Annotated in this window: 18 protein-coding genes; 12 read left to right on the forward strand and 6 right to left on the reverse strand. The window is 65.2% G+C overall.

The annotated features are described in order from the left end of the window. Positions 1-55 precede the first annotated feature (55 nt). The 6 genes from ASG84_RS19895 to ASG84_RS19920 all read left to right on the forward strand — a co-directional run bounded on the left by ASG84_RS19895 (position 56) and on the right by ASG84_RS19920 (position 6162). Entirely contained in the window at positions 56-1318 is a 1263-nt protein-coding gene (locus ASG84_RS19895; protein ID WP_057478805.1) for an AAA family ATPase, read from the forward strand. Further along, entirely contained in the window at positions 1315-2313 is a 999-nt protein-coding gene (locus tag ASG84_RS19900; RefSeq protein WP_200936633.1) for a DUF58 domain-containing protein, read from the forward strand. Before ASG84_RS19895 ends, ASG84_RS19900 begins: the two co-directional genes overlap by 4 nt. After that, entirely contained in the window at positions 2310-3302 is a 993-nt protein-coding gene (locus tag ASG84_RS19905; RefSeq protein WP_057478705.1) for a VWA domain-containing protein, read from the forward strand. The genes ASG84_RS19900 and ASG84_RS19905 overlap by 4 nt, the downstream gene beginning before the upstream one ends. Positions 3303-3368: 66 nt before the next feature. Beyond that, positions 3369-4091 carry a 3-oxoacyl-ACP reductase FabG1 gene (gene fabG1, locus ASG84_RS19910; RefSeq protein ID WP_057478706.1) on the forward strand — a complete coding sequence of 241 codons (723 nt, stop codon included), beginning with the start codon at positions 3369-3371 and terminating at the stop codon, positions 4089-4091. 60 nt (positions 4092-4151) lie between these two features. Beyond that, on the forward strand, positions 4152-4976 hold the full coding sequence (gene inhA / locus ASG84_RS19915) for an NADH-dependent enoyl-ACP reductase InhA (protein ID WP_057478707.1): 825 nt from the start codon (positions 4152-4154) through the stop codon (positions 4974-4976). A gap of 103 nt (positions 4977-5079) precedes the next feature. Then, positions 5080-6162: a ferrochelatase gene (locus tag ASG84_RS19920; RefSeq protein ID WP_057478708.1), complete on the forward strand. Its 1083-nt coding sequence runs from the start codon at positions 5080-5082 to the stop codon at positions 6160-6162. A gap of 30 nt (positions 6163-6192) precedes the next feature. Here the strand turns inward: ASG84_RS19920 and ASG84_RS19925 are convergent, their stop codons facing one another. Beyond that, entirely contained in the window at positions 6193-7023 is an 831-nt protein-coding gene (locus ASG84_RS19925; protein ID WP_200936634.1) for a hypothetical protein, read from the reverse strand. Positions 7024-7099: 76 nt separating this feature from the next. Between ASG84_RS19925 and ASG84_RS19930 the strand changes: the two genes are divergently transcribed. From ASG84_RS19930 to ASG84_RS19940, 3 genes are read left to right on the forward strand one after another with little or no spacing between them, the layout of a single operon-like run. Further along, entirely contained in the window at positions 7100-7909 is an 810-nt protein-coding gene (locus ASG84_RS19930; protein WP_057478807.1) for a DUF3097 domain-containing protein, read from the forward strand. A gap of 54 nt (positions 7910-7963) precedes the next feature. Next, positions 7964-8395: an NfeD family protein gene (locus tag ASG84_RS19935; protein ID WP_057478808.1), complete on the forward strand. Its 432-nt coding sequence runs from the start codon at positions 7964-7966 to the stop codon at positions 8393-8395. Positions 8396-8398: 3 nt separating this feature from the next. Beyond that, complete coding sequence (locus ASG84_RS19940) at positions 8399-9583, forward strand: SPFH domain-containing protein (RefSeq protein ID WP_057478710.1); 1185 nt, start codon at positions 8399-8401, stop codon at positions 9581-9583. A 13-nt stretch (positions 9584-9596) separates the two neighbouring features. On the opposite strand, the gene ASG84_RS19945 is transcribed toward ASG84_RS19940, so the two are convergent. From ASG84_RS19945 to ASG84_RS19955, 3 genes are read right to left on the reverse strand one after another with little or no spacing between them, the layout of a single operon-like run. Continuing rightward, positions 9597-10106: a hypothetical protein gene (locus tag ASG84_RS19945; protein ID WP_057478711.1), complete on the reverse strand. Its 510-nt coding sequence runs from the start codon at positions 10104-10106 to the stop codon at positions 9597-9599. Further along, positions 10103-10702, reverse strand: a complete 600-nt coding sequence (locus ASG84_RS19950; protein WP_057478712.1) for a hypothetical protein — start codon at positions 10700-10702, stop codon at positions 10103-10105. Before ASG84_RS19950 ends, ASG84_RS19945 begins: the two co-directional genes overlap by 4 nt. Positions 10703-10733: 31 nt before the next feature. After that, positions 10734-11450, reverse strand: a complete 717-nt coding sequence (locus ASG84_RS19955; RefSeq protein ID WP_057478713.1) for a TVP38/TMEM64 family protein — start codon at positions 11448-11450, stop codon at positions 10734-10736. Between the two features lie 169 nt (positions 11451-11619). Here ASG84_RS19955 and mutA point away from each other — a divergent pair, with 169 nt between their 5' ends. The 3 genes from mutA to meaB are packed head-to-tail and all read left to right on the forward strand — an operon-like array spanning position 11620 to position 16801. Continuing rightward, positions 11620-13512, forward strand: coding sequence for a methylmalonyl-CoA mutase small subunit (gene mutA / locus ASG84_RS19960; protein ID WP_057478714.1), 1893 nt, complete (start codon positions 11620-11622; stop codon positions 13510-13512). Beyond that, positions 13509-15779, forward strand: coding sequence for a methylmalonyl-CoA mutase (gene scpA / locus ASG84_RS19965; protein ID WP_057478715.1), 2271 nt, complete (start codon positions 13509-13511; stop codon positions 15777-15779). Before mutA ends, scpA begins: the two co-directional genes overlap by 4 nt. A 2-nt stretch (positions 15780-15781) precedes the next feature. After that, complete coding sequence (gene meaB, locus ASG84_RS19970) at positions 15782-16801, forward strand: methylmalonyl Co-A mutase-associated GTPase MeaB (RefSeq protein WP_057478716.1); 1020 nt, start codon at positions 15782-15784, stop codon at positions 16799-16801. A 15-nt stretch (positions 16802-16816) separates the two neighbouring features. Here meaB and ASG84_RS19975 read toward each other — a convergent pair whose 3' ends face one another. Beyond that, positions 16817-17854, reverse strand: a complete 1038-nt coding sequence (locus tag ASG84_RS19975) for a nucleoside hydrolase (protein ID WP_057478717.1) — start codon at positions 17852-17854, stop codon at positions 16817-16819. Further along, positions 17851-18321, reverse strand: coding sequence for an OsmC family protein (locus ASG84_RS19980; protein ID WP_057478718.1), 471 nt, complete (start codon positions 18319-18321; stop codon positions 17851-17853). The genes ASG84_RS19975 and ASG84_RS19980 overlap by 4 nt, the downstream gene beginning before the upstream one ends. Positions 18322-18326 lie beyond the last annotated feature (5 nt).

Here is an 18326-nt window from a genome sequence, read left to right on the forward strand (position 1 = left end):
CTCGGCCCACGTCGAGACCTCGACTCGTGATCCACAGGGTGGGGAGCCGAAGCGGGTGGACAGCCCGACTCTGGCCGAGGACGTCCAGCTTCTCGAGAAGGCCGTGTACGAGGTCAAACGCGTCATCGTCGGTCAGGACCGCCTGGTCGAGCGCATTCTGGTCGGATTGCTCGCCCGTGGACACGTACTGCTCGAGGGCGTTCCGGGCGTCGCCAAGACACTCGCCGTCGAGACGTTCGCGCGCGTCGTCGGCGGTTCTTTCTCGCGAGTCCAGTTCACTCCCGACCTGGTCCCGACCGACCTCGTCGGAACGCGAATCTACCGTCAGGGCCGGGAGGAGTTCGACACCGAACTCGGTCCTGTCGTGGCCAACTTCGTCCTGGCCGACGAGATCAACCGCGCGCCGGCGAAGGTGCAGTCCGCATTGCTCGAGGTCATGGCCGAACGTCATGTCACCATCGGTGGCCGGACCTTCCCGATGCCCGATCCGTTCCTGGTGATGGCAACGCAGAACCCCATCGAGAACGAGGGCGTGTACCCCCTTCCCGAGGCCCAGCGCGACAGATTCCTGTTCAAGATCGTCGTCGACTACCCGACGGTCGAAGAAGAACGCGAGATCGTCTATCGCATGGGCATCAAGGCACCCGAGCCCAAGCAGATCCTCGATCCGGTCGAGTTGGTTCGGCTCCAGAATCTGGCCAGCTCGGTGTTCGTGCACCATGCGCTGGTCGACTACGTCGTTCGGGTCATCGCCGCCACGCGTACGCCCGAGCAGTTCGGGCTGGACGACGTGGCCAGCTGGATCGCCTATGGTGCATCACCGCGCGCGACACTCGGCATCATCGCGGCGTCGCGTGCTCTCGCTCTGCTCCGAGGTCGCGACTACGTGGTGCCGCAGGACGTACTCGAGGTCATTCCGGATGTGCTTCGACATCGTCTCGTGTTGTCCTACGACGCCCTCGCCGACGAGGTGACTCCCGAGACCGTCATCTCCCGCGTGTTGCAGACCGTGGGGTTGCCTCAGGTGTCACCTCAGGCGGTGCCGGTGCCGCAGAGCAACGGAGCCGGTCCGGACGGCCCGCACTTCGACGGCCGTCAGGCCGGACCCCAGGGGCAGTATCCGGCGCAGGGGCAATACCCCGCTCCCGGCCAGTTTCCCGCTCCCGGCCAGTTTCCCGGACAGGGCCAGACACCGCCGCTACCGCAGCAGGCAGGACCTCAGCAGCCTCCGCAAGGCGGCGGTCAGTACGGTCAGCCGGCACCCTCGCTGCAGAAGCCATCGGGTGACGGATCGTCGATCGGTACGCCGGGGCAGTGAGCGGATCCGACACCGCTCCCGTGTCCTCCGGCGGTACCGTCGTTTCGCGGCCGCCGTCGTTCCGCTCGGGTGAGCTTCGTGATCCGAAGTTGGCCGCAGCGCTGCGGACCCTGGAGCTGACGGTTCGCCGCCGGCTGGACGGGGTGCTCCACGGGGATCATCAGGGGCTGATTCCTGGTCCTGGTTCCGAGCCCGGGGACGCCAGGGAGTACCAGCCCGGCGACGACGTCCGCCAGATGGATTGGTCGGTCACTGCACGTACGACGCATCCGCACGTGCGCCAGTCCGTGGCCGATCGCGAGCTCGAGACCTGGTTGGTGGTCGACCTGTCGGCCAGCCTCGACTTCGGCACCACCGGGTGCGAGAAGCGCGATTTGGCCGTGGCGGCCTCGGCAGCCATCACGCATCTGTCGGGCGGCGGCGGTAACAGGATCGGCGCGGTGGTGGCAACCGGTGCCAGCACCACTCGTATTCCGGCTCGAGGTGGACGCGTGCACACCCAGTCGATGCTGCGTGCCATCGCCACGACGCCCTCGGCCGAGGACGGTGTCCGCGGTGATCTTCGTGCGGCCATCGAGGCTCTGCGGCGGCCGGAACGCCGTCGCGGCATGGCTGTGGTGATCAGCGACTTCCTCGGCCCCATCGACTGGGAACGGTCACTTCGCGCCATCTCGGCCAGACACGACGTGCTGGCGGTCGAGGTACTCGACCCGCGCGATCTCGAGCTTCCCGACGTCGGCGACGTGGTGCTGCACGATCCGGAGTCCGGCCGCACTCGCGAATTCAGCACGACGCCTCGGTTGCGAGCAGACTTCGCCCGTGCCGCGGCAGCTCACCGCGACGACGTGGAGAAGGCGCTGCGGCGTTGCGGAGCTCCCCGGCTGACACTGCGTACCGACGGTGATTGGATTGCCGACGTCGTCCGGTTCGTCACTGCGCGCAGGCACACCATCGGATCCGGCTTCACCAATACCGCTCGGGCGGGTACGCGATGAGCCTGACCGATTTCGCTTCGCCGTGGTGGCTCGGATTTCTCGTCGTCGTCATCGCGCTGACCGTCGGCTACATCTGGGTCCAACGGCGCAAGCAGAAGCATGTTCTCCGCTTCTCCAACATGGAACTGCTCGAGTCGGTAGCCCCCGCTCGGCCGAATCGTCTACGACACCTACCCACCGCGCTGGTGCTGGTCGGTCTGCTGTTTCTGACCATTGCGATGGCCGGTCCGACGGCGGACGAGCGCGTCCCACGCAACCGGGCCACCGTCATGCTGGTGATCGACGTCTCGCTGTCGATGGAGGCCACCGACGTCGAGCCGACTCGTCTGGCCGCCGCTCAGGAAGCCGCGAAGTCGTTCGCCGACGGTCTGACACCGGGAATCAACCTCGGGTTGGTCGCATTCGCGGGCACCGCGTCCGTTCTGGTGTCTCCCACGGCCAACCGCGAAGCCACCAAATCCGCAATCGACAAGCTGCAGCTCAGCGAGCGGACGGCCACCGGGGAGGCGATCTTCACGTCGCTGCAGTCGATCGACACTCTCGGAGCGATACTCGGCGGCGGTGACGCAGCACCTCCGGCACGCATCGTGCTGCTGTCGGACGGCAAGCAGACCGTTCCGCAGAACCTCGACGACCCGCGCGGCGGGTACACCGCAGCGCGGGCAGCCAAGGACAAAGGCGTACCGATCTCCACGATCTCGTTCGGCACGAGCTACGGCTCGGTCGAAATCGAGGACGAGGCCGGCGTCGAACGGGTGCCGGTACCTGTCGATGATCCGTCCCTGCGGGAGATTGCGACTCTTTCCGGCGGTAGCTTCTTCACCGCGTCGTCGCTCGAAGATCTCCGAGATGTCTACGACACCCTCGAGGAACAGATCGGTTTCGAGATCACTCGCGGGGACGCGTCCCGTCCGTGGTTGATTCTCGGTGTCCTGTTCATCTCGTCGGGCTTGGGATCGGCTTTGGTGCTGCGGCAACGGTTGCCGTGATCGCTGTTATTACTCACGAGTAAGTTTCGCTTTGTCATTCCAGGACGAACAGATAGGTTGCTAGGCATGTCCACACCTGACTTCATCGCGCGATCGGTACTCGTCACCGGAGGTAACCGGGGTATCGGTCTGGCCATTGCCCAGCGTCTCCGAGCCGACGGCCACAAGGTGGCCGTCACCCACCGCGGATCGGGAGCGCCCGACGGTCTGTTCGGAGTCGTCTGCGACGTCACCGACTCGGACTCGGTGGACGCTGCCTTCAAGGAGGTCGAGGAGAAGCAGGGGCCCGTCGAAGTTCTCGTGGCCAACGCGGGCATCACCGACGACACGTTGCTGATGCGGATGACCGAGGATCAGTTCCAGCGCGTCATCGATGCCAACCTCACCGGAGCTTTCCGAGTCGCCAAGCGCGCCAACCGAGCCATGCTGCGCGCGCGTTGGGGCCGAATGATCTTCCTGAGTTCCGTCGTGGCCATGGCCGGCGGACCAGGTCAGATCAACTACGCGGCGTCCAAGGCCGGAGTCATCGGAATGGCTCGATCGATCACGAGGGAACTGGGTTCGCGTTCCATCACGGCGAACGTCGTGTCCCCGGGGTTCATCGAAACCGACATGACGGCAGAGCTCTCCGACGATTTGCGCGGCAAGGCGAAGGAATACATCCCCCTCCAGCGTCTCGGCCAGCCCGAGGACGTTGCGGCTGTGGTGAGCTTCCTTGCCGGACCGGACTCGTCGTACGTGTCCGGCGCGGTCATCCCTGTCGACGGCGGTATGGGTATGGGGCACTGAAGTCCTACTCGCACAACGATTTCGATAGACGTACACCTCCGAATTAAGGAATACAGCACTATGGGCGGATTGCTCGAAGGCAAGACCATTCTCATCACCGGCATCATCACCGACGCGTCGATCGCGTTTCACGCCGCAGCCATGGCGCAGGAGCAGGGTGCCAAGGTGATCATCACCGGCTTCGATCGGCTCCGGCTCATCGACCGGATCGCGCAACGCCTCCCCAAGGAGGTGCCCCCGGCAATCGAGCTCGACGCCACCAACGAAGAGCACCTCGCCGCGTTGGCGGATCGGGTGCGCGAAGTGGCCCCCGAGGGAATCGACGGAGTTCTGCACTCCATCGCGTTCGCACCCCGCACCCTGATGGGACCGGATGCCAAGCCGTTCCTCGAAGGCCCCGGCCCCGATGCTGCGAGGGCATTCGAGATCTCCGCGTGGAGTTACGCGTCGCTCGCGCGCGCCGTACTCCCGGTCATGAACGAGGGCGGCTCGATCGTCGGAATGGACTTCGATCCCCGCACTTCGATGCCGTACTACAACTGGATGGGTGTGGCCAAGGCCGCCCTGGAATCGGTGAACCGTTACGTGGCACGGGAAGTGGGCGCAGCCAAGCGCATCCGCTCCAATCTCGTTGCCGCAGGACCGATCAGGACTCTTGCCGCGAAGGCGATTGCGGGTACCGCGACCGGCGATGCGGCCAAGATGGACCAGCTGAACGTGTACTGGGACGGTGCGGCTCCCATCGGGTGGGACGTCAACGATCCGACAGTCGTCGCGAAGTCGATCGTCGCCTTGCTGTCGGATTGGCTGCCCGGAACCACCGGGTCGATCGTGTACGTCGACGGTGGAGCGAGCCACAACACGTACCTGCCCGAAAACATGTGACCCTTCGGTGAGCGAGACCCGACGTGGGCTCGCTCACCGAAGGTTTCGACGGTCGATTTGTGCCCCTGCCGGTGTCCCACTGCGGCAGGGGCACAATGGGTTCATGACCACCCCTGGAGATTTCGACGCACTGTTGGTGCTCTCGTTCGGCGGACCGGAGAAGCCCGACGACGTTCGCCCGTTCCTCGAGAACGTCACTCGCGGACGCGGTGTGCCGCCCGAACGCCTCGACGCAGTCGTCGAGCACTACATGCACTTCGGTGGCGTGTCACCGATCAACGAGCTCAATCGCGACATCATCGCGGCATTGCAGGCCGAATTCGATTCGGCTGGAATCGATCTGCCGATCTACTTCGGAAACCGCAACTGGCATCCGATGATCGAGGACACCGTTGCCACGATGAAGGCGGACGGCATCGGCAACGCCCTGGTGTTCCCGACCTCCGCGTGGGGCGGATATTCCGGATGCAGGCAGTACCACGAGGACATCGCCAGGGCCCGTGCGTCGGTGGGGGACGACGCCCCGCACCTGCTCAAGATCCGGCAGTACTACGACCACCCGCTCATGGTCGACGCTTTCACCGATGCCGTCGCTGCTGCCCGAGCTTCACTGCCCGAGCAGCATCGATCGGGTGCGCGGCTGGTGTTCACCGCGCACTCCATTCCCTCTGCCGCCGACGCCAACGCAGGCCCGCCCGAGGATGGTGGGAACCTCTACAGCCGCCAGGTAGCCGAGGCCTCGAGGCTCGTTGCGGCCGCGTCCGGTATCGAGGACTACGACCTGGTGTGGCAGTCGCGTTCGGGACCGCCGCAGGTTCCGTGGCTGGACCCCGACATCTGCGACCACCTCGAAGCGCTCTCGGCTCGGTCGGTCGAGTCGGTGATCGTGTGTCCGATCGGATTCGTATCCGACCATCTCGAGGTCGTGTGGGATCTCGACACCGAGGCCGAGGAGAAGGCTCGCGAACTCGGGATCGCCTTCGCCCGCGCCGGAACTCCCGGTTCTGACGCGCGCTTTCCGAAAATGATTCGTGAACTCGTCGACGAGTACCGGCTCGGTGCCGACTGTCGCGGGCTCGGACGGGTGCCGGGCTACGGTTCGACGCTGGACGGAAATCGCTGCGCCGTCGGATGCTGCGAGCAGCCGACCCGGCCCACTCGTCCCGCCGGAGCCGCTACTCGGTAGTGCCACACGACGGGCATCGAGCGGAGTGCATCAGGCGGAGTGCATGGCCGCTTCGATGCTCGTCGCGACGGCGATCGTGCGCGCGGTTCGCACCGCAGCCCACAGCGGTCTGAGTAATTCCTCACGCGCCGCGGCTGCCGACGCGGTGGGGGCTTCCGACGGGGCGGACTCGGCTGCCACGGTCAGGATTGCGGCCACCCTGTCTGTAGATTCGAGTACCCGAAACGCCCGCTCGGACATCTCGGCCGGGTAGCGATGCCGGGCCGCGTCGGCGATGAGCGACGCGATTCGGGTACGCGGATCGGATTCGAGGGTTCGAGTAGGGAGCGACTGCATCTGTGCCAGCGCGTCCGCTGCACCCCGGACGGCCTCTCGCATCTCGTATTCCGCCTCGCCCAGGCCTTGATCGCGATAACCGTGCTCGGGGACGGGAATCGAGTACACGGTCCAGCGCAGCACATCCGGCCCCTCGACAACGGGCACCAACCCGATTCCGAGGCTGCCGGACGTGCCGACCATCACCGCCTGCCCGGTGTTCAGTGCGGCTCGCGAGAAGTCGGTGTTCGCGGGCAACCCGTGGACGGCACCGGGAGCGGGGAGTACGAGTCGTACTCGGTCGTCGCCGATCGCCGACCGTGCCTCCGTTCCGGCTGCCACCCTGATCGCCTGCAACATGCCTGCAATTCCCTCGGCGTAACCGGATTGCTGCAGTCCGAAGGTCTCGGCCGCACCCGCATCGCCCGCACCCACCAGATGCATCGGGGCCCACTCGGACATGGCGTCGATGACGTCGTCCGGTGAGCTGGCACCGGCCAGCCAGGAACTGGCCCACAGGGCGAGACTCGCACTCGAAGAACACACGACTCACGAGCATAGGTCGGCGTGGCGAACCGTGCTCGGGACGCCGGTGTCGCTAGCGTTGACCGCCGTGAACGACATGTACGGCGGAGACATTCTCAAAGGACACAGTCGGATGCGAAAAGTTCCGGCGCCGGAGGTTCCGGCAGAGCGTGGACTGGTCGTCGAGGACGCCGGAACCGGCTACTGCGGTGCGGTGGTCGGATTCGAGCGCACCTACGACGGAGACTTCGTGCGACTGGAAGACGGTGCCCGCACCACGCGTCTGTTCGCTCTGCGAGAAGCGGCGTTCCTGATCGACGGCCGTCGGGTGACCCTGGTGCGTCCGAGGCCCGCTGCTGCGACACCGCAGCAGACGCGATCCGCCTCCGGGTCCACCAAAGTCTCGGGGCTGCGGGCACGGACGGCCCGCGCGAGCCGGATCTGGGTCGAGGGGGTGCACGACGCGGCCCTCGTGGAAAGTGTGTGGGGACACGATCTTCGAGTGGAGGGAGTGGTCGTCGAGCATCTCGAGGGCCTGGACAATCTGGGGGAGCGGTTGGCCGATTTCGGTCCGGGTCCCGGGCGTCGCGTCGGCGTTCTGGTGGACCATCTGGTGACCGGCTCGAAGGAGTCGAAATTGACGACGTCGCTGGGCGAGCACGTGCTGGTGACGGGTCATCCGTACATCGACGTCTGGGAGGCGGTCAAGCCGGCCGCCGTGGGTATCGCTGCGTGGCCGAGGATTCCGCGGGGTGAGGACTGGAAGACCGGTATCTGTAGAGAGCTGGGATGGGGTAGTCCGCGGGAGGGGTGGCGTCGGGTGTATTCGTCGGTATCGAGCTTTCGGGATCTCGAGGCACCGTTGATCGGCGCTGTCGAGCAATTGGTGGACTTCGTGACCGAGTAAGGCTGTGTCCAGCAACGCACCGGCAATTGTCCGATTCGTGCTTGGATGGAGGCTGTGGCAGCGATCATTTGGCTCATAGCGGCAGTGGTACTCGCTGGTGCCGAGGCACTGACGGGTGACTTCTTTCTCCTGATGATTGCCGGCGGTGCCCTCGGTACGGCCGGTGTGTCTGCTCTGACGGATTTCCCGGTCTGGGCCGACGCGATCGTCTTCGGTGTCCTATCGCTGGCGCTGGTACTCGGATTGCGACCGATTCTGTTGCGGCGCTTCGCGAATCCGCCCGATACCCCGATGGGCATGGCAGCACTCCCCGGCAAGAGTGCCGTGGTGCTCGAGCAGGTCACTGCCTACGAAGGCCAGATCAAGCTCGGTGGTGAGGTGTGGACCGCTCGTCCACTGGACGAGACCGAGGTCTATGCCCCCGGTACCACCGTGACCGTGATGCAGATAGACGGCGCCACCGCCGTCGTATGGAAGGGACCGTAGCCAGTGGAAGCACTCATCGCACTGGCCGTCATCGTCGTGTTCGTCGCGGTGTTGATGGCCAAGTCCATCTCGATCGTCCCGCAAGCCGAGGCAGCCGTGATCGAGCGGCTCGGCCGCTACACGCGCACCGTGTCCGGTCAGCTCACGTTTCTCGTACCCTTCGTCGATCGCATTCGTGCCAAGGTCGACCTGCGCGAGCGGGTGGTGTCGTTTCCCCCGCAGCCGGTCATCACCAAGGACAACCTGACGGTGTCCATCGACACCGTCGTCTACTTCCAGGTGACCAATCCGCAATCGGCCGTGTACGAGATCAACAACTACATCGTCGGCGTCGAGCAGTTGACGACCACCACGCTGCGTAACGTCGTGGGCGGAATGACGCTGGAAGAGACGCTCACCTCGCGTGATTCCATCAACGGTCAGCTCCGCGTCGTGCTGGACGAGGCAACCGGTCGTTGGGGACTGCGAGTCGCCCGAGTGGAGCTCAAGAGTATCGATCCGCCGCCCTCGATCCAGGAGTCGATGGAGAAGCAGATGAAGGCGGACCGCGAGAAGCGCGCAACCATTCTCACCGCCGAAGGCCACCGTGAATCGGCGATCAAGACGGCCGAGGGCGACAAGCAGAGCCGGATTCTCGCAGCCGAGGGCGGCAAGCAAGCGGCCATTCTCACCGCCGAGGGCGAGCGGCAATCCCGCATCCTGCGGGCGCAGGGCGACCGTGCTGCGAAGTACCTCGAAGCGCAGGGCCAGGCCAAGGCAATCGAGAAGGTGTTCGGTGCCATCAAGGCGGGCAAGCCGACGCCGGAACTGCTGGCTTACCAGTACATGCAGACTCTGCCGCAGATGGCGCAGGGCGACGCCAACAAGGTGTGGATGATCCCGAGCGATTTCGGCGATGCTCTGAAGGGCTTCGCGAAGACACTCGGTGCGCCCGGCGAGGACGGCGTGTTCCGATACGAGCCGAACGAGTCGGCGGGCAACGAGCCCAAGCCCGAGGACGACTCGGACGAGGTTGCCGAATGGTTCGAGACCAAGACCGATCCGGCGGTCGCCGAGGCTGTCAAAGCAGCGGAGGCCGTCGCCCGCAAGCCGGTCGACACGTCGCTGGCTGCCTCTCCGGAGCTGTCCAAGGGGATCGACATCGGTGCCTTGTCTGCATCACCGGAAGCCGAGCCGGAGCAACGCTGACGTCCGCAGTCGATCAGCTCCCCAGGGCAGTTCCAACTCCGGCAGCGGCCAGTGCCCACAGGACGCTGGCGAAAGTGCCGATGATGAACTGTTCGGAGGCATGGGATTCGCGCAGCTCGGGATAGCGCGCGAGGCCCTTGACGGCCAGCACGATGGCGATCCCTTCGGGCCACCCGGCGAGGATCGACACGGCCACGGCGACGCGTTCGAGGACGCCGATGGTCAGTCCACCACGCAGCGGCTCGACCGGATCATCGCCGGTCGAGTCGCTGCTGCGGCGGGCAACTCTGAATACGGTCGGCACCATGGCAGTTCCGCCAACGGCCGCGGCAACGACGCTCAGGACGATTCCGACTGCATGGCCGAAACCGAGGGCCGGACCGGCGACGGATGCCAGGACTGCGGCCACTGCAAGCAGAGCCGATGCAGCCGCGGTGGGCAGCCACCGACGGACGCCGTTACCGGCAGGGACGACGGCGGCGAGTGCAGCCAGTGCCAGTAGAACGAGGGTGACGACGGTCATGTCCCTTGACTTCCTGTTCTGTTCGCTGTGTCGAGCAATCGCGCGGCGAGGATACGGCCGGCGTTCTCCACATGCCAGCCGGCGACGGAGAGCCGTTGTGACATGGCCTGTTTGCTGATCTTCAACCGCTCTGCCGCGTCGGTCTGCGACAATCCGCCCGTCATGAGTGCAACCGCTTCGCGGCCGTGGTCCGAGCGACGGCCGATCAGCAGGGCGACAAGGGTGAACGCCGTCTCGGCATCTTCGGCGGCAGTGGGCTCGGGACCGGAGACCGCAAGCGCGGCGGGACTACCCTTGGCCCTGGTCACAGCGTCTCGAGCTGCCTCGAAAGCCGGGCCACGCCCGGCTCGCGTGGTTTCCGGTAGCGGAAGCTCGACGGAACCGATGCCGATTCCTACGCTCCACCGCGGCGTTGATACCAGTTCGAGCGCAATGGAGACGACGGTGGCGGCGTCCTCGCACACGGCTTGGACTTCGTCTCCTGCGGTGCGCTCGAAGGAACGGATCAGCCCGTGGTCGCGATAGCGTTCGAGCAGTTCGGGCACCCGATCGATATCGCGTCTGCTTCTACGTTGATCCACGGTCAGAACGAACATTGGACAAGGCTAGGTCGTTGATTCAAGCTAGTCAAGCTTCAAGGCTTGATTCACCGGAGTCAAGGTTCTCGCCCTGCCGACTACAGGCAGGCACCGGCTCGGACTTCGAGCCGCGCGAGAGCCGCCAGTCCACCACCAGCCCGCTCAGTCCGATTGCGATGCAGACCGCCGAGAGCACCAGCAGCACCGGATGTGTCTGACCTCCGATGGCACCGCCGATCACGACGATCCCGAGAGTGCCCGGCAGCATGCCGATCGCGGTCGCCACGGCGAACGGCACGAGACGCACCGCCGACACACCGCAGGCGTAGTTCACCAACGAGAACGGCACCGGCGCAATCAAACGCAGGGAGCCGACGGCCAGCCAGCCTCTTCGGCGAAGGCTGTCGTCGATCGGGTCCAGGGCAGAGTGTGACATTCGAGCTGCCACGGCCTCGCGGCCGATCGCGCGGACCAGCAACAGAGCCAAGATCGCGCTGACCGTCGATGCTCCGATTGTGACGGCCAGACCGGTCAACGGTCCGAACAGAACTCCGGCACTGAGTGTGAACAGGGTTCTCGGAACCGGCGCAATGGTCACGATCGCGTGCACGGCGAAGAAGGCCAACGGAAACGCAGGCCCTACGGCTGTTCCCCACTGCCGAATCTGCTCGACACTCGGATGAGGAGCGAACACGGCCACGAGGGCGAAGACGACGATCACCGCCAGCAGCGCGATCAGTCGTAGGTCGCGCAGGTGCCGGGTCACGAGAGGCCAGCGTACCGGCGCAGGGTGACACCTTTGCTATCTCGGAGTTCGACGACCGGGCGGTACGACCGAACGTGAGGTGATCCTCACGATAACCTGCAAGGAAGTGGGGTTAGCATCACTTCAAGTCGGGTGTAGAACTGCCCGCCGAACCGAGGGAGCAGCACACGTGTCCATCGCGTCGCACGAAGATGCCGCACGCAGTGCTCATGCGGCCTGGCAGAAGTCAGTGGCCGGAGTGCTGGCAAAGTCCCGCAGGATCGAGGTGGCCGATCTGCCCGACGATCCCGAACATCTTCTCGATTCCACGACCTACGACGGGATCACAGTTACCCCGTTGTACACCGCGTTCGACGAGCGACCGGAAGGTCCTCTACCGGGGCAGTTTCCGTACGTACGGGGTCGTGATCCCCATCGCGACGTCAATGCAGGTTGGAAGGTGTGCACTCGGCACGGCTCGACTGCCCGTGACGCTGCCGACGGTGACCCGTCCGTTCTCAACACCCAGATTCTCGACTCGCTGTCCAACGGCACCAGCGCTCTGTGGTTGACGGTCGGCCGTCGCGGAGTCGACCCCGCCGCACTTGCGGAGGCTCTCGGTGGGGTGTTTCTCGAGCTCGCACCGCTGACGATCGACGCCGGCAGCGATGCAGCCGCAGCGGCAGCGGCCGTGTTCTCGTTGCTCGACTCGGCGGACATCGACGATCGCGCCGCAGTCGATGTCCGACTCGGAGTGTCCACCTTGACCGCACAGTTGAGCGGAACCGAGTCGATCGAGCTCGCCGAGGCGCTCGAGCTGGTCCACGAATCGATCGGCCGCGCCGAGACGGTTCGTACGATCACCGTCGACGGCACCGTCTTCCACAATCTCGGAGCCGGCGACGCGCAGGAACTCGGTGCGTCGATCGCCGCAGGACTCGAGTACGTCCGCTCCATGACGAACGCGGGCGTCGGCATCTCGGATGCTCTGCGCCAGATCGAATTCCGATCGGCCGCCACCGACGATCAGTTTCAGACCATCGCCAAGTTCCGGGCCGCGCGCACACTGTGGGCGCGCGTGGCGCAGGTGTGTGGAGCCCCGGACGCCGGTGATGCTCCACAGCACGCGGTGACCTCGGAAGCGATGATGTCGCAACGAGATCCGTGGGTGAACATGCTGCGCACCACTCTCGCGTCGTTCGGTGCCGGGGTGGGCGGCGCGGATTCGGTGACGGTACTGCCGTTCGACGCTGCGCTACACGGCGGCGCAGCGGGAGTGTCGAAGACGTTCGCGGCCCGCATCGCCAGAAACACCCAATTGCTGCTGCTCGAAGAAGCCCATCTGGGGCGGGTGCTGGATCCGGGTTCCGGGTCCTGGTACATCGAGGAGCTGACGGCCGCGCTCGCCGCGAAGGCGTGGGAGTTCTTCCAGACCATCGAAGCGTCGGGTGGATTCCGCGCCGCCGTCGACGACGGTTCTCTCGTGGCGGCGATCGAGAAGACCCGCGCAGAGCGCGATTCCGACATCGCCCACCGGCTCACCCCACTGACCGGAGTCAACGAATTTCCCAACCTGGCCGAGGCTCCACTGAGTCCCGAGCAGACCGCACAGCAGGGCTCGGCGGCGGTACACCGGTACGGCCGAGCTTTCGAGGCGCTCCGGGATCGGTCGGATGCATTTCTGGCCGAGCGTGATTCGCGGCCCACCGTGCTCCTGATACCGCTGGGAAGCGTCGCCGAACACAACGTCCGAACGACGTTCGCATCGAACATGATGGCCTCGGGCGGAATCGAGGCCGTCAATCCAGGTCCACTGACCGTGGACGGAATCGCCGCGGCGGTCGAGTCCTTCCAGGCCTCCGTTGCCGTGGTGTGCGGTACCGACAAGCGATACGCCGACGAGGCCCCCACAGCCGTGGATGCAGCACGTGCCGCTGGTGTTTCTCGGGTTCTGCTCGCCGGACCCGAGAAGATCTTCGCCGGCATCGACGGCGCGTCGCGCCCGGACGGATTCCTGACCGCGAAGGTCGATGCCATCGCGGTGCTGACCGAACTTCTCGACACCCTGGGAGCCTCGAAGTGACGACCGACGAGAACCGCATCTCGCACACCATCGGCAGTTTCGCCGACGTGCCCCTGGTCGATCCCGACGAGCCGACGCCATCGCCGCCGTCGGCCGAGGACGTCACCGCTCATGTGGAGCAGGGCGCGAAGGCAAATTTCTACACCCCGGAGCAGGTGGTGTGGTCCACCCCCGAGGGCATCGACGTCAAGCCGGTGTTCACCGAGGCGGATCGTGACGCCGCGGAGGCCGAGGGCTATCCGCTGCACAGCTATCCGGGTGCCCCGCCGTTCCTCCGCGGGCCGTATCCCACGATGTACGTCAACCAACCGTGGACCATTCGTCAGTACGCCGGATTCTCCACCGCGGCCGAGTCCAACGCCTTCTACCGCCGCAACCTCGCGGCCGGCCAGAAGGGCCTGTCGGTGGCGTTCGACCTGGCCACCCACCGCGGGTACGACTCCGATCATCCGCGAGTGCAGGGTGACGTCGGAATGGCCGGTGTGGCAATCGATTCCATCTACGACATGCGTCAGCTGTTCGACGGTATCGACCTCGGTAGCGTCTCGGTGTCGATGACGATGAACGGTGCGGTGCTGCCGATCCTGGCGCTGTACGTCGCCGCCGCGGAGGAGCAGGGCGTCGGACCGGAGAAACTCGCCGGCACCATCCAGAACGACATTCTCAAAGAGTTCATGGTGCGCAACACCTACATCTATCCGCCGAAGCCGTCGATGCGCATCATCTCGGACATCTTCGCGTACACCAGCGAGAAGATGCCGAAGTACAACTCGATCTCCATCTCCGGCTACCACATCCAAGAAGCCGGTGCCACAGCCGATCTCGAACTGGCCTACACCCTCGCGGACGGTGTCGAGTACATCCGCGCCGGTCTCGACGCGGGCATGGACATCGATACGTTCGCACCGCGACTGTCGTTCTTCTGGGCCATCGGAATGAACTTCTTCATGGAGGTCGCCAAGCTCCGCGCCGGCCGCCTGCTGTGGGCCGAGCTCGTCCAGCAATTCGAGCCCAAGAGCGCCAAATCCCGTTCGCTGCGCACTCATTCGCAGACATCGGGTTGGTCGTTGACCGCCCAGGACGTGTTCAACAACGTCTCGCGTACCTGCGTCGAAGCCATGGCCGCCACCCAGGGGCACACCCAGTCTCTGCACACCAATGCGCTGGACGAAGCACTGGCACTGCCGACGGACTTCTCGGCTCGTATCGCGCGCAACACCCAGCTGCTCATCGCTCAGGAATCCAACACCGTTCGGCCGATCGATCCGTGGGGCGGTTCGCATTACGTCGAGTGGCTCACCCATCAGCTCGCGAATCGGGCCCGGGCGCACATCGCCGAGGTCGAGGAAGCGGGCGGAATGGCTCAGGCCATCGGTGAGGGAATTCCCAAGCTGCGCATCGAGGAGGCAGCCGCTCGAACCCAGGCGCGCATCGATTCCGGTCGTCAGCCCCTGGTGGGCGTCAACAAGTACGTGCCCGACGAGCCCGACACCATCGAGGTGCTCAAGGTCGAGAACTCGAAGGTCCGCCGAGAGCAGATCGAGAAACTCAAGCGACTGCGGGCTGAGCGCAACACGGCCGATGTCGAGGCCGCGCTGGAAAATCTGACCCGAGCCGCGGCCTCGGACCAGCCGGGAATGGAGAACAACCTGCTCGCTCTCGCCATCGACGCTGCACGCAAGATGGCCACCGTCGGCGAAATCTCCGACGCGCTCGAAAAGGTCTACGGGCGCCATCAGGCGGAAATCCGGACAATCAGTGGTGTGTACCGCGACGAAGCAGGTAAATCCGAGAACATCACCCGCGCCACCGCGCTGGTCGAGCAGTTCGCCGAGGACGAAGGCCGTCGGCCTCGCGTCCTGGTGTGCAAGATGGGGCAGGACGGGCACGACCGTGGCCAGAAGGTCATCGCAACGGCGTTCGCGGACATCGGCTTCGACGTCGATGTCGGCCCTCTGTTCCAGACGCCGGAAGAGGTGGCCCGCCAGGCCGCCGACAACGACGTGCACGTTGTCGGTGTGTCGTCTCTGGCAGCCGGGCATCTGACGCTGGTCCCGGCACTGCGCCAGGCACTGGCCGACGTCGGCCGTGCGGACATCATGATCGTCGTCGGTGGCGTCATCCCGCCCGGAGACTTCGACGAGCTCTATGCGGCCGGTGCCGCTGCCATCTTCCCGCCGGGTACCGTCATCGCCGACGCTGCAATCGGGCTGGTGGAGAAGCTGTCGGTTGCGCTCGGACATGCACCCCGCGAGGCCAACGCCTGAACATGGCTTCTCCGAACGACAACACGAATTACTCGAGTAGGGGCCGCACCATAGACATCGACGCGGTCGCGGAATCGGTCCGAGCCAATGAACGATCCGGCCTGGCGCGCGCCATCACGCTCGTCGAATCGACTCGATCGGATCATCGAGATCTAGCGCAGCAATTGCTCTTGCGGGTGCTGCCCGATGCGGGTGGTTCGCACCGGGTCGGCATCACCGGAGTGCCGGGCGTCGGCAAGTCGACCTTCATCGACGCGCTGGGGATGCGGTTGATCGAGAAGGGACACCGAGTCGCGGTGCTTGCGGTCGATCCGTCGTCGACGCGTACCGGTGGTTCAATCCTGGGCGACAAGACCAGAATGTCGCGGTTGGCGGTACAGGAGAACGCCTACATTCGGCCGTCTCCGACATCGGGGACTCTGGGCGGAGTGGCGCGTGCGACCCGGGAGACCATCGTCTTGCTCGAAGCAGCCGGTTTCGACGTCATCCTGGTCGAGACGGTGGGCGTCGGACAGTCGGAGGTGACGGTCGCGAACATGGTCGACTGCTTCACGTTCCTGACGCTTGCACGAACCGGAGATCAGTTGCAGGGCATCAAGAAGGGTGTTCTCGAACTGGCCGATCTGGTGGCTGTCAACAAGGCCGACGGCAAGCACGCGACCGACGCGAAGAACGCCGCGCGGGAGTTGGCGGGTGCCCTACGGCTCATCTATCCGCACGACGCCATCTGGAAGCCTCCGGTGTTGACGATGAGTGCCGTCGAGGGCACCGGACTCGACGAGTACTGGGATACTGTGCTGCGCCACCAGCAAGTGCTCAGTGACGCGGGCGAATTCGCAGAGAAGCGTCGAAAGCAGCAGGTCGATTGGACGTGGACGATGGTCAACGACCAACTGCTTCGCCGACTGGCGCAGAATCCATCCGTCAAAGCCATCCGCGGCGACGTCGAGGCCCGGGTGCGCGACGGTTCTCTGACGGCCGCGTTGGCCGCCCAGGAACTACTCGACGCGTTCGATTCCTGATTCGATTCCTGGTCGCTACACAGCGGGGTAGAGCCGGGCGGCGAGAGCACCGACACGATCGATCAGGCGGTCGAAGAACGCTTCCGGATCGGTGTGTGTCGCGATCGCCACGTTTGCGTCCCTGCCCCACATACCGCGCCAGTCCGCGACCGTCGTTCCGCGAGTCAGGGTTCCGGCGAGTTCGACGTCGACGGTCGCGTGTCGGTAGGTGGCGATATTCGCATCCAGTGCGACAGCGGCCGCAAACGGATCGTGCATGTGCGCCAGGAATCCTTGATCGTGGTCGCGATGGAACTCCATGTAGAACCGCACCGCGTCGGAGAAGTGCCGAACGATCGGATTCGACGCGGTCGACCGAATTCCTGGTGCATCGTCGGGCGAGATCACCTCGCCCGGAGAGCTCGCGGCCCGTTCGGCAAGCCGCCGGACATGTTCCGGCGTCATCTCGATGGTCTCGGTGATGTCGAGCGCACAGACGATCGGTCGACGGTTTACAGGCAGTCCGGAGAAGGCCGCGAACACCTCTGCGGCTGCCTCCGGGTCCACCGCGATGTTCCATTCGCTGGTCGGCGTCGTGTTGCCCTGGTGTTGAAACGCTCCTCCCATGAGCACCAACCGCTTCAACAATCGGGGCAACTCGGGATCGCGGCGAATCGCCGACGCGAGATTGGTCAGCGGACCGGTAACGAGCCCGGTGATCTCGCCCGGACGTGAATGCACGAGCTCGATCCACATCGTGGTGGCATCTCGGGATGACAGCAGACGAGGGGAGACCGGTAGCTCTGCATACCCGATCCCTTGCGGTCCATGGGTCTCCTCCGTGGTCATCAGCGGTGCTACCAGCGGCACCTGGGCGCCGAGCGCTACCTCGACATCACCTGCGCGGCACAGATCGAGCCACGCCAGATTGTTCGCGGCCACCTGGTTCACAGGAACATTGCCTGCGGTGGACGCAATGCCGAGTATGTCGGCCTCCTCGCTGGCCAACAGGTAGAGCAGAGCCAGCGAATCGTCGATTCCGGTGTCGACGTCGACGATCATCGGTACGGTCATGCGTCCACCTTCGTGGTCGGATCGTGGCGTACGGGGAAGTTCACAGAGCGGGCGATGAAGCACTTGGCGGCGGCATCGGCGTGCAGCTTCTCGGCGCGGGTCACCATCGAGGACTCGGCGACCGTCACCACCGGGGTGAGGGTGACCTCGACGAACTGCCCGGAGCCGTCGGACTGCTCGGTCATCACCCCGCTGGGGGAGTCGATGTAGTCGGTGACGATCACGCCCGATGCAGCGGCGAGTCCGAGGTACCACAGCATGTGGCAACTCGACAGCGAGGCCACGAGTAGCTCCTCGGGGTTCCAGCGCTCCGGATCGCCCCGAAAACTTGGATCGGAACTGGCCCGGAGATCGGGCTTGCCGGGTGCTGTGACGAGATGATCGCGGTCGTATGCGGCTGCGCTCGCCGTTCCGTGTCCGCGGTTGCCGGTCCAGCTCACGGCGAGGGCGTAGTCGTGGGTGGGCATCTGTC

The sequence above is a fragment of the Rhodococcus sp. Leaf278 genome, from assembly GCF_001426085.1.
Lineage (GTDB): Bacteria > Actinomycetota > Actinomycetes > Mycobacteriales > Mycobacteriaceae > Rhodococcoides.

Coding starts and splice junctions, on each gene's coding strand:
- ASG84_RS19905 (WP_057478705.1), top strand. CDS start 2,310: ATGAGCCTGACCGATTTCGCTTCGCCGTGGTGGCTCGGATTTCTCGTC.
- fabG1 (WP_057478706.1), top strand. CDS start 3,369: ATGTCCACACCTGACTTCATCGCGCGATCGGTACTCGTCACCGGAGGT.
- inhA (WP_057478707.1), top strand. CDS start 4,152: ATGGGCGGATTGCTCGAAGGCAAGACCATTCTCATCACCGGCATCATC.
- ASG84_RS19920 (WP_057478708.1), top strand. CDS start 5,080: ATGACCACCCCTGGAGATTTCGACGCACTGTTGGTGCTCTCGTTCGGC.
- ASG84_RS19930 (WP_057478807.1), top strand. CDS start 7,100: ATGTACGGCGGAGACATTCTCAAAGGACACAGTCGGATGCGAAAAGTT.
- ASG84_RS19945 (WP_057478711.1), bottom strand. CDS start 10,106: ATGACCGTCGTCACCCTCGTTCTACTGGCACTGGCTGCACTCGCCGCC.
- ASG84_RS19950 (WP_057478712.1), bottom strand. CDS start 10,702: ATGTTCGTTCTGACCGTGGATCAACGTAGAAGCAGACGCGATATCGAT.
- meaB (WP_057478716.1), top strand. CDS start 15,782: ATGGCTTCTCCGAACGACAACACGAATTACTCGAGTAGGGGCCGCACC.
- ASG84_RS19975 (WP_057478717.1), bottom strand. CDS start 17,854: ATGACCGTACCGATGATCGTCGACGTCGACACCGGAATCGACGATTCG.
- ASG84_RS19980 (WP_057478718.1), bottom strand. CDS start 18,321: ATGCCCACCCACGACTACGCCCTCGCCGTGAGCTGGACCGGCAACCGC.